Origin of the sequence: Hamadaea flava (assembly GCF_024172085.1) — a bacterium.
Taxonomy (GTDB): domain Bacteria; phylum Actinomycetota; class Actinomycetes; order Mycobacteriales; family Micromonosporaceae; genus Hamadaea; species Hamadaea flava.
Genome location: NZ_JAMZDZ010000001.1, coordinates 2,087,713 through 2,100,693 on the forward strand (window position 1 = coordinate 2,087,713; position 12,981 = coordinate 2,100,693).

11 protein-coding genes and 2 pseudogenes are annotated in these 12,981 nt (G+C 66.7%); 4 read left to right on the plus strand and 9 right to left on the minus strand.

Going from position 1 to position 12,981, the window contains the following annotated elements:
• Positions 1–606: 606 nt before the first annotated feature.
• The 7 genes and pseudogenes from istB to HDA40_RS09835 form a co-directional block, all read right to left on the minus strand.
• On the minus strand, positions 607–1,386 hold the full coding sequence (gene istB, locus HDA40_RS09805; protein WP_308197682.1) for an IS21-like element helper ATPase IstB: 780 nt from the start codon (positions 1,384–1,386) through the stop codon (positions 607–609).
• A pseudogene (gene istA / locus HDA40_RS09810) lies at positions 1,383–3,058 on the minus strand (IS21 family transposase). The gene istB and the pseudogene istA overlap by 4 nt, the downstream one beginning before the upstream one ends.
• Before the next feature lie 419 nt (positions 3,059–3,477).
• Complete coding sequence (locus tag HDA40_RS09815; RefSeq protein WP_253754190.1) at positions 3,478–4,311, minus strand: alpha/beta fold hydrolase; 834 nt, start codon at positions 4,309–4,311, stop codon at positions 3,478–3,480.
• Between the two features lie 27 nt (positions 4,312–4,338).
• On the minus strand, positions 4,339–4,761 hold the full coding sequence (locus tag HDA40_RS09820) for a DoxX family protein (protein WP_253754191.1): 423 nt from the start codon (positions 4,759–4,761) through the stop codon (positions 4,339–4,341).
• A 103-nt stretch (positions 4,762–4,864) separates the two neighbouring features.
• Positions 4,865–5,710 carry an ABC transporter permease gene (locus HDA40_RS09825; protein ID WP_253754192.1) on the minus strand — a complete coding sequence of 282 codons (846 nt, stop codon included), beginning with the start codon at positions 5,708–5,710 and terminating at the stop codon, positions 4,865–4,867.
• Positions 5,707–6,672: an ATP-binding cassette domain-containing protein gene (locus HDA40_RS09830; protein ID WP_253754193.1), complete on the minus strand. Its 966-nt coding sequence runs from the start codon at positions 6,670–6,672 to the stop codon at positions 5,707–5,709. Before HDA40_RS09830 ends, HDA40_RS09825 begins: the two co-directional genes overlap by 4 nt.
• A 105-nt stretch (positions 6,673–6,777) precedes the next feature.
• On the minus strand, positions 6,778–7,419 hold the full coding sequence (locus HDA40_RS09835) for a PadR family transcriptional regulator (protein ID WP_253754194.1): 642 nt from the start codon (positions 7,417–7,419) through the stop codon (positions 6,778–6,780).
• A 407-nt stretch (positions 7,420–7,826) separates the two neighbouring features.
• Between HDA40_RS09835 and HDA40_RS42505 the strand changes: the two are divergent.
• Positions 7,827–7,988: pseudogene (locus HDA40_RS42505) on the plus strand (DDE-type integrase/transposase/recombinase); the annotation flags it as partial.
• An 81-nt stretch (positions 7,989–8,069) separates the two neighbouring features.
• Here the strand turns inward: HDA40_RS42505 and HDA40_RS09840 are convergent.
• On the minus strand, positions 8,070–9,284 hold the full coding sequence (locus HDA40_RS09840) for a Gfo/Idh/MocA family protein (protein ID WP_443671301.1): 1,215 nt from the start codon (positions 9,282–9,284) through the stop codon (positions 8,070–8,072).
• A gap of 19 nt (positions 9,285–9,303) precedes the next feature.
• Here HDA40_RS09840 and HDA40_RS09845 point away from each other — a divergent pair, with 19 nt between their 5' ends.
• On the plus strand, positions 9,304–9,918 hold the full coding sequence (locus tag HDA40_RS09845; protein WP_253754196.1) for a TetR/AcrR family transcriptional regulator: 615 nt from the start codon (positions 9,304–9,306) through the stop codon (positions 9,916–9,918).
• Positions 9,919–10,180: 262 nt separating this feature from the next.
• Here the strand turns inward: HDA40_RS09845 and HDA40_RS09850 are convergent, their stop codons facing one another.
• Positions 10,181–11,122, minus strand: coding sequence for an oxidoreductase (locus tag HDA40_RS09850; protein WP_253754197.1), 942 nt, complete (start codon positions 11,120–11,122; stop codon positions 10,181–10,183).
• Between the two features lie 237 nt (positions 11,123–11,359).
• On the opposite strand from HDA40_RS09850, the gene HDA40_RS09855 reads away from it, so the two are divergent.
• Positions 11,360–12,352 (plus strand): AraC family transcriptional regulator, encoded by a 993-nt coding sequence (locus tag HDA40_RS09855; protein ID WP_253754198.1) that lies wholly within the window; start codon positions 11,360–11,362, stop codon positions 12,350–12,352.
• A 68-nt stretch (positions 12,353–12,420) separates the two neighbouring features.
• Positions 12,421–12,978: a hypothetical protein gene (locus HDA40_RS09860; RefSeq protein WP_253754199.1), complete on the plus strand. Its 558-nt coding sequence runs from the start codon at positions 12,421–12,423 to the stop codon at positions 12,976–12,978.
• The last annotated feature ends 3 nt before the right edge of the window (positions 12,979–12,981 follow it).

Below are 12,981 nucleotides of genomic sequence, written 5' to 3' on the forward strand. Positions count from 1 at the left end.
TAAACTCACTGGTGTTCTCACGGCGCACTCTCCAAGGTTCGACTTGAGGACGACTGACGGCTGTGGTGTGCCCCACCACAGCCGTCGCTGATGTTTCGGCCCAACTGACGCGAGCCGAGCCCAGAGAATATGCGCTAGCCGAAGCTTCGTGGGGAGAACGAATGCGGCTCGACGTCGCTGGGTGTGACCTCTCCTTCACACCGACATCCGACATTCGGGAACACCATGATCAAACATGCCGCATGCCGCGACTTACTTGATCACCGTCAGTGAGAACCCCAGTCGGCGACTGAGCCAGAACTGGCCGTTTGGGCCAGATCCGCAAGACCGGCGGTCAACCGCCGATGTTGACGACCGTCCACATAGCTAAGCGATGTAGACGCGCACGGGGAGCGCGGCAACGCCCACGGCGAGAACGTCGGGTCCCCGAGTCGCCATGCGAGTAGCTTCCGAGCCTCGGTTCGGGGTTCGAGCCCATGGTGGATTTGCGGCTGGCTGCGGAGGTTTCGTCCGACACCGCTTATGGGCGAGTTCTGAGACCGCCAGGCACGTGTCGGTGTCGCGGATGCTGGTTTGCGTCGACACCGCTTCCGCACCCGACGGGTGTCAGGTTGTCCGCTGCTTTGTGGCTTGGGCCAGACGGTAGGAGCCGGTGCCGGTCTCGAGGATGGTGCCGCCGAAGGTGAGTCGGTCGGCGACGGCTGCGCATAGTCGGGGGTCGGTGAAGGTCTTGGTCCAGCCACCGAAGGACTCATTGGACGCGATCGCGACCGAGGCCTTCTCCTCACGCTCGGTGAGGACCTGGAAGAGGAGTTCCGCGCCGCGGCGGTCGAGTTGCATGTAGCCGAGTTCGTCGATGCACAGCAGGTCGACGCGGCCGTAGCGGGCGATGGTCTTCGCCAGCGTCATCTCGTCGGCGGCCTCGACGAGCTCGTTGGCAAGCTGGGTGGCCAGGGTGTACTTGACCCGGTAGCCGGCCATGGCGGCCTCGGTGCCGAGTGCGATCAGCAGATGGGACTTGCCGGTGCCGGAGTCCCCGATCAGACACAGCGGCTGTCCCTTCTGGACCCATTCGCACTTGGCGAGGGTGTGGATCACGGCGGGATCGATGTTGGGGTTGGCGTCGAAGTCGAAGGCCCGCAGGGACTTCTCGCGAGGGAACTTGGCGGCCTTGATCCGGCGTTCGGACCGGCGTCGGGCGCGATCGTCGCACTCGGCAAGCAATAGTTCGGCGAGGAACCCGCGGTAAGACATCTGCTCACGCCTTGCCCGGTCGGCGTAGTCGGTGAAGGAGTTGCGGATGGTGGGCATTCGCAGCATCCGGCACGCTTGGTCGATCGCGGCGTCGGCTGCTTCTTCGGTCATTCCACGGCGCTTGGTGGTCACGGTGCGGCTCCTTCGTTCGGGGTGTCACGTCGGCTGGCCAACAGCTGGTCGTACTTCTCCACGCTCGGCAGCGGCCGAGTGTCGGCCGGGATGTGGGCGCGGAGCCGGCGCTCGGTCAGCGATCGCGCGGCAGGGGTCTCGCCTTCTCCGCGTGCCCTGTCGCCGCTCATCAGGGACTGGTGGTCCGCTGTCGTGTCGTCGGCTCCGCCATCTGCTGTGTCGTTGTGCTTGCGCGCTTCCAACGCGACGGCGTCCGCGGTGAGCGCGCCTGCACGCAGCGCCGTCGCGAGTCCGGCGACGACGTGGTCGTGTGGAAGGTGCCGGTGCATCATCTGGACCTCAATGAGGGCACGGGTGCCGTCGGCGTCACCGTGGGCTTTGCAGGCCGCGGCCCACCAGGTGTCGTGAACGGGCGTGAACCGCCCGGATGCCCTGGCCTGCTCCAGTGCTGTCGCACCGGGTAGCGCGCCTGGTTTGCGGAGGAGGACCTCGAGGTAGTGGTCTAGGTCGACTCGGGTCGAGCCCTTGGTCATGAGCCGTTCGTGGCGGGCGATCTCGGTCCTGCCGTCGAACACGACCAGGTCGCTGGCGTTCAGGAGCACCCGGGATTGACGGCGGACCATGCGCGCGGGCACGGAGTACTTGTTCATCCGGACCGTGACCTGGGCGTACCGGTCCACGCGCGGGGTGAACCAGCGGCCGGTCTCGAACGGCTCGGTCGGAAGGGGCGCGAGGAGTGGCTGCTCGGTGGCGAATCGTTCACCGACCGTGCGGGCGCGGGACCCGATCCGCCGGGCGTCGTCGGCTTCATCCCAGGCGTCGACCATGGCGTTGAGCTCGGCGAGGGAGTCGACTTCTGGGATGGGGACGAGGTGGTTGCGTCGGAACCAGCCGATCTGCCCCTCGACGCCGCCCTTCTCGTGCGCACCTTGGATTCCGGGCTGGCAATAGAAGGCTTCGATGCCGTAGTGGGAACGGACGGCGGTTCACCTGTCGGCCTCGACCCGCTGGCGGGAGAACCCGATAACGCTGGCGACGGCGGCCTTGAGGTTGTCGTAGCGGATCTTCCCGGTCGGCACCCCGGCCGAGCACGTTGAAGGCGTGGACGTGACCCTCGAAGAAGGCTTCCTACCCAGCCGAGGCACTGACCCTGTGCACGGCCTTGCCCGAGTAGGAGAGCCGAAGGCTGAACAGCGCGCAGGTTACGAGCTCGCCGCGCAGGCGGATGGCGACGTCGCCGAAGTCAACCTCGGCCTCGCGGCCCGGGAGGTGCTCTTGCGGGATGAACGCGTTGGCAGGTTCCCGTCCGACCTCGACGCGAATCTCGCGGCGTCGGGTGGCGACGTACTCGCGGACCATCCAGTACGACACCGCTCCGGCCCCGTCATGTTCGTCAAGCAGTCGATCGAAGATCCGCTTCGCCGTGTCGCTGCTTCCGCGGCGCGTCGAGGTCTGAGCGCAGCCAGCCGTCGATCACCACTCGGTACGCGTCAAGCCGTGAGCCGCGTTTGGGCGGTTGCTTTCTCTCCTTCGGCCATGCTGATTCCAGCGCCGCTGTCACGGTTCGGAAGCCGACGCCGTGCTTGCGCTGCAGCGCGCGGTTGGACATCCCAGATCGGGCATCCCGTCGGATCGCCGCGTACAGGTCGACCCGGGAACGCGGCTGCGTCATCGGTGGCACTCCTGACATGAGCACGCCGTGGGCACGACTTTCGGCACCGGGCCACCGCCCGGGAACGGTGACCGCATGCGACCACAGCCCGGAATCACTGGCCCTACCGAGGTCTGGTCATGTGCTGCGCAGGGCTTCGGTGGGCGGTACTGAGTCGGCCCGGAGTGCGGGGTACGACCGACGACGGAGCCGATGAGCAGCGAGTAGGCCAGGTCGAGTCCCACTGAAGCCCAGGTCAGTACGACGGCCCGGCCTTGCGTGGTGACGAAGACGTTGGTGACGAGCACGCCCAGGATCAGGCCTGTGATGCCGCCGACGACATCAACCTCGACACCACCTGTCCGCCCCGTGTCCCTGGCGCGACGAAGATCTGCTTGCGCGGTGCCTAATCGGTCTTCCCGCAACACCTCGCGGGCCCCTCAGTGTTCGCTGCTGAAGAACCGTAGCAACAGCGGGCCGACGGTCTGTGGATCGACGACGTGATCCGGCCCCTCGAGGGTCTCCCGTTGAGCGAGGGGTAGTAGGTCTGCAAGCTCCTCGGCTGCGCGGTCGAAGAAGTCCGAGGGCAGGCCTGCCATATAGGGGACCGTGATCGGTCCTCCGGTGGTGACCAGGACCGGTTGGGTGACCGTTGCCAGTCGATCGGCCGGCAACTGGTAGCGGTTGAGGAAGACGCTGTCGTGGACCAGCGTGGACGCGAGGGCGACCGAATGCGCCCAATGCGCCGTCTGCTTGCCTGCCGCTTTCCTGGCCGCGATGTTGTCGTCGGAGGCGCCGGTCATGCGCATGAACAGTTCGAGAACCTCCTCGTCTCGCCCGGCGTCGAAGGCGCGTCGGGTGTCCGCGACGTACTCCTCGAATCGCGGGCGTATGTCGTCCCCGACCGCGTAGGGCACCTCCCACACGGCGATCGTGTCGATGGCTGACCCGGCCGCGGCGGCTTCCAGCGCCAGCGCGCCACCTGAGGACGCCCCGAACAGGTGTGCCGACCCGCCCGCCTCCGCGATCAACGCATCCAGGTCCTCGATCTCCCTTTCCACGGCGTAGGGCTCGGTGAAGCCGCTCGCGCCGCGTCCCCGACGGGCATAGTTGTAGACCGTGAAGTGCTCGGCGAGCGCCGGCGCCAAGGGAGCGTTCTCCACCCCCTCGTCGAGTGCTCCGCCCACCAGAATGACGGCCGGACCGCTTCCTTCCCTGTCGTAGGCGATGGTGGTGCCATCGTTTGATGTCACGCGAAAGGCCATCTCGTTCATCTCACATCTCCGTTCGAGAGGTTTGTCTCAGCGCCTGAGCAGCGTGCCGACGACGGCCTCGGTGCGCGACCACCGCGCCCTTGCGATCACGGCCGCCACGACGAGAAAGGCGAGCGGCAGCCAAGGGCTCTGCTCGAGCACGAACTGATCGGTGATGACAGCACCGGTCAGCAATGCCGCCAACCCGAGACTGGCCAGGCCCGCCAGAGCCGGGATCAGAAGTCCAACCCCTCCCGCGACCTCCAGCGCTCCGACCAGGTACCGGAGCCACTGGCCAGCCCCGATGTCGGCGAACATGTCCACCATGACCTGGTCGCCAGCGAGCTTCGAGATTCCGCCGCCGGCGATTATCGCCGCCAGCACGACTTGCAGAATCCAGACCCCGATGCTGCTCGCCCGCCCGGGCGTGTGCGCAACGGTTTCCGAGTTGTTCTTGGGGATGGTGCTCATTCGGCTCTCCTTGTCGTGTCCGGGCCTGGTACCGGTGATGGCGTTAGCCGAGTGGGCCGGGTTGTCGGAGTTGATTTCGACCAAGTGCTCGCGGTCGCGGCATCTACTTCCTGTTGCGGTAGAGGACCATGGTGATAGGACCGAAGACCGCGACGAGAAGTACGGACGAGACGAGCACCCAGCCGATTTCCCCGGCCGGCACCGAGCCGTCCATCAGGCCGCGTACCACGGTCGCCAGGTGGGTGATCGGGTTGACCTCGACGACCGCCTGCACCCACCCGGGCATCGTCTTCGGGTCCACGAAGATGTTGCTCACGAACGTCAGCGGGAACATCACCATCATGCTGACCCCCGCCACCGAGTTCGGCGTGCGCAGGATCAGGCTGAGCATCGTCCACAGCCACGACAGGCAGAACGAGAACACCAGCAGCAGCACCACCGAGAGCACCACGCCGACGGCGCCACCCTCCGGCCGGAACCCTAGGACCAGGCCGAGCGTGATCACGATCGCCGACCCGATCGAGTAGCGCATCACATCGCCGAGCAGGGCGCCGACCAGCGGCGACGGTCGCCACACCGGAAGTGACCTGAACCTGTCGAACACCCCCTTCTGGATGTCGGTGTTCAGCGTTATGCCGGTGTTCATGGTGATCATGACGTTCGCCTGCACCAGGATGCCGGGCAGCAGGAACTGCAGGTACTCCTGAGTCGACCCGGCGAGCGCGCCACCGAACAGGTAGGTGAACATCAGCGTGAACATGATCGGGAACATGGTCACGTCGACGAGCTGCTCGGGCACGTGTTTGATCTTCAGCAGCGCCCGCCAGCCGAATGTCAACGAGGTGAGCACCGGGCCGGGGCGAGACGGCCGCTCACCGGCCAACAGCACACTGCGCAGCGCGTCCTCGGTGACCGGCGCCGACGCCTGCTCCGCGGTCGTGGCATTCATGCCGCATCCTCCTCGGGTGTCTCCTCGGCGGCGTGTCCGGTCAGGGTGAGGAACACCTCGTCCAGGCTCGGCTGACCGAGCGCGAACTCGGTGACGTCGATGCCGCTGCGGGACAGCTCGGCCAGGGCGCGGGCGACCCGCTCGGGGTCGGAGATCCGCGCGGACAGCGCGGCCGGGTCGGCGGACGGCTCGGCCGGCACCTCGAGGACGGCGGCGAGGACCCGTTCGGCCTCGGCCCGCTGCTCGGGCGCACGCAGCCGTACGTGCAGCGAGCCGGCGCCGACCGATGCCTTGAGCTCGCCGCTTGAGCCCTCGGCGATCACCTTCCCGTGGTCGATCACCGCTATCCGGTCGGCCAACTGGTCGGCCTCGTCGAGGTACTGCGTGGTCAGCAACACGGTGGCGCCCTCGGCGACCATGCCCCTGACGATCTCCCAGACCTGGTTCCTGCTGCGGGGGTCGAGCCCGGTCGTGGGCTCATCGAGGAAGATCAGTTCGGGGGTGACGACCAGGCTCGCCGCGATGTCGATGCGCCGGCGCATCCCGCCGGAGTACTTCTTCACCTGCCGGTCGGCCGCCTCGGCAAGACCGAACGCGTCGAGCAGGTCGGCCGCCCGCTCCCTGCCTCGGCGGCGTGAGAAGCCGAGCAGCCTGGCGAGCAGCAACAGGTTCTCCACCCCGGTGAGGTCCTCGTCGACCGACGCGAACTGCCCGGTGAGGCCCACCCTGGTCCGCACCGCCTGGGCGTCACGCACGACGTCGTAGCCGAGCACCTGCGCCTCTCCGGCGTCGGGGCGCAGGAGCGTGGCCAGCATGCGGATCGCGGTGGTCTTGCCCGCCCCGTTCGGACCGAGCACGCCGTACACGCCCCCGGCGCTCACGGCCAGGTCCACACCGGCGACCGCGTGGGTCGTGCCGAAGCTCTTCTTCAACCCTCTCGTCTCGATCGCGAGCGTTCCCATGGGTTCGATTCCTTCTCTCGGTGTTGCGAACGGATTGGTTGAGCGCTAGTCAAGTTTGACTACTTGGCCAGAGTGCGCGCGGAGGAAACGTCTAGTCACGTTTGATTAGAAGCGCATCTTGAGGGGATCGGGGACCGTTCGCCACGAACCCGGATCATCGGCCATGGTGTAGGCGCCCTCAGCCAGTCGTTTGCGCAGGCTCTTCGCCCACTCCAGTTCGGTGCGTGCCTGTCCCGCCCACAGTTCGGCCTGATCGCGGACGTGCTCGGGGGCGTCCCTATTGGGGTGCTCCCGCCACTTGGCCTGCACTACGAGCTCCGCTTCCAGGCGCGCGACCCGCTCGTCAACGTGCGCGATGGCATCTGTCCTGGTCAGCATGGGCAACATGGCGATGGACGCGTTGAGCATGTCCGGGTCGTGGGTGCGCCGCAGACCGTCGCGGACCAGTTCGACCATCTCGTCACGTCCCCGAGCAGTCGCGCGGTACAGAACGCGCTCCGGCCCAGAGTTGCCCGGCTCGGCGTGTTCGGTGAGGAGGCCATCAGCCGCCGCCTTCTTCAGCGCGTGATAAATCGAGCCGGGCTTGATCTTGGCCCAACTCTCCGCACCCCAGCTCTGCAGTTCGGACCGCACCTGGTAGCCATGCGCGCCGCCGGAGAGGTGCACGATACCGAGTACCAGGAGCTTCGTCGCCGACACGCGCCCACCTCCGCTCAACCCTCTCGTCTCGATCGCGAGCTTTCCCATGGGTTCGAGTCCTTCTCTCGGTGTTGCGAACGGATTGGTTGAGCGCTAGTCAAGTTTGGCTACTTGGCCAGAGTACGCCAGGAGGAACGTCTAGTCAAGGTTGATTAGAAGCGCATCTTGAGGTGACCGGGGACCGTTCGCCACGAACCCGGATCACCGGCCATGGTGTAGGCGCCCTCAGACAGACGTTTACTCAGGCTCTTCGCCCACTCCAGTTCGGTGCGTGCCTGTCCCGCCCACAGTCTGATCACGGACGTGCTCGGGGGCGTCCCGATTGGGGTGCTCCCGCCACTTGGCCTGCACTACGAGCTCCGCTTGCGCGCCCGCCAGGGTGGTGCCAACTCCCACCAACACTAGGGTGCCCTCCTGGTCCGGGTGGTGTCAGCACTGACCTACAAGCGGTGTTGGTGGAGACCTCCAAAGCCACCGCGTGGCACCATGTCGAACGGTACGCCAACAACCCGATCGAGGACGATCACGGCCGACTCAAACACTGGCTGAGATCGATGCGCGGACCGCGAACTGACAAGACCGCCCAGATCATCGTCGCAGGGCACGCCTTCACACGGAACATACGCCGAAGCCGTTACGAACTCGGATGTGACGCCTCACCAGCAACCCGGGTCGCCGTAGCGTTCACCGAACTAACGTCAGCGCGGGACTGGCTGTCGGGTCCCGGTTTCCGCGGATCGCCGGATCGTGTCGAGCAGACGGTGCAGTCGCAGGCCGGCCACGAAGTCAGGGGCTTCCGACGTGCCGCTGCGGATGTCGCGGGCGAGCTGCGTGTAGAGCTGTGCCACGTTGCGGACTGCCAGCGCCGGCACCGTCCTCGGTACGTTCACGTAGCTGTCCGGTATGGAAAGTTCCCGCCAGGCGCCGCCGGGCTCCTGGATTCCGTACAGCTTCACCTCACCCACCTGGATTTGGGCCGCTTGTGGGCCGCCGGCGACGACGATGGCAAGGTCGCCCCTGGTACCGGCGATTTCCAGCCGGGTACGGTTGTCTCCCACCTTGGCGTCGTGGAGGTGGGCCGAGGCGACTGCGCCGGTGGCCAGGGTGGCGTGGAGCAGAACCTGATCCGGGCTGGTCACTTCGACGGTCGCGCCGGTCTCGGCGATGGTGTAGCGAGGACGCTGCACGGAAAGGGCGGCGGACAGGTCGGTGATGCCGCCGAGCAGGTGCTCCAGCACGTCGAGGGTGTGGCCGCCGACGACCTCCAGCACACCGGCGGCGTTGGCCTGGTCGAGGGTGTACGCGGCCCAGCCGGGCATCTCCTCGGTGGCGCCCTTGCCTCGGGCCGCGTAGAGGTTCGCCGAGGTGACGCGACCGACGAAGCCGTCTGCGAGCAGCGTCCGCGCGTAGCTGATCGCGGGGCTGTACCGTGCCTGCAAGCCGACGACGTGGTGCACGCCGGCCTGCCGGGCCGACGTGGTCAGAATCTCGGCTTCCTCGGCGGTCAGGGCCAGCGGCCACTCACAGTAGACGTGCTTGCCCGCGTCGAGCGCGGCGTCGACGAGTTCGGCGTGGGCCGGCACTTTGACGGTGACGACGACCAGGTCCACGTCAGGGTGTTCAGCGAGCTGGCGCGCGTCGGTGAAGGCGTGCGGCACGGCGAACCGGGCCGCCGCCCGCTGCGCGCTCTCGGCCCGGCTGGTGGCGACGGCTGTTATGTCGTACTGCGGGAGTGCCTGTAGCGCGGGGATATGGGCGCTCATCGCCCACCCGCGGTCGGGGTTCGCACCGATGATGCCCACCCGGAGCTTATCTGCAGCCAATCTGGTGTCTCCTGCCGTGACCTTGATTAAACGGACGCAGTGCGTCCGTTTGTCACGGCAGACTAACTTAACCGGACGCAAGTAGTCCACTTATTGCTAGCATGACTCCATGAGCCACCCACTGCCTTCAGCCCAGCGGTTGCTGCCGGACGGCGACGAACGCCGGCCTCGGGCCGACGCGCAGCGCAACGTGGAGCGGTTGGTGGCAGCCGCGCGCGCGGCTGTCGCCGAGGTGGGAATCGCCGTCACCGCGCATGAGATCGCGCGCCGCGCCGGCGTCGGAATCGGCACCTTCTACCGTCGGGTCCCCTCCCGGGAGGCGCTGCTGGAGGCCGTACTAGCCGAACTGCTCGGCGAGGCCGTGGCTGAAGCCGACCGAGCCCTGCAGAACAACGATCCTTGGGCCGGACTGTGCGAGTTCGCCACCGCCTACGTACGACTGCGCGCGGCAAGCTGCGGAGTCAACGAGGCGCTGGGCGAGGAATGCGGGCTGGACCTGGACCTACCTCTAGAAGAACTACGCGACCGGATCCGCAGTCTTGTCGAGCGCGCACAGACCGCCGCCGCCGTCCGTCGGGACGTCACCTGGCAAGATGTGGCCTTCCTGCTCGCCGCAGTCGTACCGGGACAACACACGATCGGTTTGCAGGCCGACGATCAGCAATGGATCCGCAACCTCCAGATCGTCCTCGACGGGCTGCGCCTAGCTGACATGCCACGCTGACCATGGGACTCGTTCGATGAAGCGCTCGAACAGGCCGACGTATCCGAGCTTGGTGACCGCGGAACGTGGGACCCGCTGCCGCATGAGTACCCGCCGGAGTTGGACGCCAGCAGCTGAAGATCAAACATCGCCGCGATCAGACCCAATTGAAGTCTGTTTTCACATCAAAGAGGTCACTAGTTCGATCCCAGTATCGCCCACCGGTTCGAGTCCCCTCGTCTCCACCCGCAAATCGGATATGTCCGATTAGAGAAAGCCCAGCTCACTCCTGAGCTGGGCTTTCGTATATCTGGGTAGTTTGGTTCCGCGATGGCGATGGCGATGGTGGCGGTGCGCGAACCACATTGGGTACTGCTGCGGCCGACTCGTGGTCAGGTCGCCGGGACGCCGGTGGCCCGGCGGATGAACGCGTCGAAGACCGGTCGGGGAGCACGCCGTGCAGAAAGATCGTCGGTTTAGCGCCATAACCGACGGCGTAGCGGGTCTTGGGACGACGGGCGGCGACCGCCTTGGTGATGGTCTTGCCGATGAGTTCGGGCGGCGAGGAGCGCCGCTGGGTGCTTTCCGAGGTGAGTGAGCTGGCCACGGCGTTGCTCTGAGGGGCATACGGGCCGCTACTGGAGACGGCGCGGAGCTTGTCGGCGGCGATGCCGCTCCACTCGGTGCGGATGCCACCGGGCTCGATGACCACGACGTTGATGCCGAAGGGGGCGACTTCCATGCGCAGGCAGTCGCTGAGGGCTTCGAGGGCGAACTTGGTCGCGTGGTACCACGCGCCGAGCGGGGTGGTGATTTTGCCGCCCATCGAGGTGACGTTGACGATCGTTCCGGAGCGCTGTGCGCGCATCTGCGGCAGGACGAGCTGGATGAGGCGGGCGGCGCCGAAGACGTTGACATCCATCTGGGCGCGGGCCTCGGCCATGGGCACGTCTTCCAGTGCGCCGTAGGAGCCGTAGCCGGCGTTGTTGACCAGGACGTCGATGCGGCTCTGCTCGGCGAGGATGGTCTTGACGGCGGCCTGTATGGAGGCGTCATCGGTGACGTCCATCGCGATCGGACGGATGCCTGCCTCGGTCAGCTTCTGCATCCGTTCGGTACGGCGGGCAGCGGCGTAAACGGTGTACCCGGCGGCGGCGAGTTCGCGAGCGGTGGCCTCTCCGATGCCGGACGAGGCTCCCGTCACCAGTGCAACCTTGCTGCTCATGATGGTGGTTGCCTTCCGATCGCAGTTGCTGTTCGACGTCTAGCTTCGGACCTTCAACCTCACGCTAGGAGCCAGATAGCGGAATTCCACTAGCGCAGCGCGCCGACTCACTTGCACGACGCGCCACTCTTCCTACGGCGGTAGCGTTCAGCCGCCGAGCGCACGGGTGGCGCGATCAGCTAGCGCTCTGGCGTGATCTGCATACCCTCGGCGGCGCTGCGGGCCTAGACTCGTTGGGTGGCAATCGGGCGATTCACCCTGGACCCCGGCATCAAGGTCTTCATCAACGACCTGCGAATATCGTGGCCGAGAACCCTGCGCAGGGCATCGCTACCAGCCGACCTGCTCGCGCGCGGCCCGCCGACACTCACGCCCGACGAGTACTTCCGGTTCTGGTCAGCGTTGCAAGCCGAAGGCGACGGTCGCGACCTCGCCCTGGACATCGGACAGGCCATCTCCGTCGAGACCTTCAGCCCGCCGATCATGGCCGCACTGTGCAGCCCCAACCTCGCCGTCGCCGCCCAGCGCATCGCCACCTACAAACCGCTGGTCGGACCGCTACGCCTCGACCTCGCCGACACCGCCGGCGGACTACGCATCACCTACCAATGGCCACCGGACCAGCAGCCACCAGCGCTGCTCGCGACCTCCGAACTGGTGTTCTGGACAGCCCTGGCCCGCATAGCGACTCGCCACCACATCCACCCAGCACGGCTGACCATGCCGAACCCGCCGCCCGGCCGAGTCGGCCTCGAAGACTACTTCGGAACCCGGATACGCAAGGCGGACACGCACACCATCACGTTCTCCGCCGACGACGCCGCCCGGCCCTTCCTGACCGAGAACGAATCGATGTGGCGCTTCTACGCCCCCGAACTGCGCCGCCGCCTGAGCGACCTGCAAGCCGAAGCGACCGTGGCCGAACGCGTACGCGCCGCACTCCATGAAACCCTCCCGGCCGGCGACAGCACCATCACCGCCGTCACAAAACGCATGGCCACCAGCCCGCGCACGCTGCAACGCCAACTCCGCGAGGAAGGCACCACCTACCAGTCCGTCCTGGCCAGCACCCGCGAAGCCCTCGCCCGGCACTACCTACGCCGCGGCAACCTCCGCACCGGCGAGATCGCCTACCTCCTCGGCTACGACGACACCAACTCCTTCTACCGCGCCTTCCGCACCTGGACCGGCGCAACCCCCGACGCCGTACGAGCCGCGACAGCCGTCTGACCCCCGTCCGCTGCAACAGTCGGTCGTGTTGGGCCGCACGAAGGATGGCCTGCCGGTGTCGAGCTGGCATGGGCAGGCCCATACATTGGCGTAGCGAATCGCCTACGATTCCTGCCTACGGCGCCGGCGGCCCGGCCTCGATAGCGCGCGTCAAGGGAATCGAGACGAACCGCTCGGCTGAGCTCATCGCGCACGACACCGAGCCGGTGACCGTGGAGCAGCGGGATGGGTTGCTGGTGCTGGCCGCGTTCGGGGTGTGCGGCATGCTCGCGGTACGCAACGCCGGCTGGCGTGAGCACATCGATCCGATGATCGTGGCCAAGGATGCCGCTGATTCGACCGCGCAGGTCGCGGTGCCGATGTATGAGGCGAAGGGCCAGCCGGTAGATATCGGAGGGCTCACGGTCGTCGCGGCGCGCAAGGTAATCGGCATGACTCTCGAAGCGTTACGTGAAGGCTGGTGGGACTGCACCTGCGAGCAACCGCACCGACCCGACGGTGGCTGTGTGCTGCAGGACCGGCTTGGATCAACCGCGACGAGGCTTTCTAGGCGCAGTGGCCCGGTCGCTGTCATCCTCGCGGGGGGCAACAGCCGCCAGGGCTCTGCACAACCGTCAGGGCTTTGAGGG

Coding starts and splice junctions, on each gene's coding strand:
- HDA40_RS09815 (WP_253754190.1), bottom strand. CDS start 4,311: ATGAACGAGATGGCCTTTCGCGTGACATCAAACGATGGCACCACCATC.
- HDA40_RS09820 (WP_253754191.1), bottom strand. CDS start 4,761: ATGAGCACCATCCCCAAGAACAACTCGGAAACCGTTGCGCACACGCCC.
- HDA40_RS09825 (WP_253754192.1), bottom strand. CDS start 5,710: ATGAATGCCACGACCGCGGAGCAGGCGTCGGCGCCGGTCACCGAGGAC.
- HDA40_RS09830 (WP_253754193.1), bottom strand. CDS start 6,672: ATGGGAACGCTCGCGATCGAGACGAGAGGGTTGAAGAAGAGCTTCGGC.
- HDA40_RS09835 (WP_253754194.1), bottom strand. CDS start 7,419: ATGGGAAAGCTCGCGATCGAGACGAGAGGGTTGAGCGGAGGTGGGCGC.
- HDA40_RS09845 (WP_253754196.1), top strand. CDS start 9,304: ATGAGCCACCCACTGCCTTCAGCCCAGCGGTTGCTGCCGGACGGCGAC.
- HDA40_RS09850 (WP_253754197.1), bottom strand. CDS start 11,122: ATGAGCAGCAAGGTTGCACTGGTGACGGGAGCCTCGTCCGGCATCGGA.
- HDA40_RS09860 (WP_253754199.1), top strand. CDS start 12,421: ATGGGCAGGCCCATACATTGGCGTAGCGAATCGCCTACGATTCCTGCC.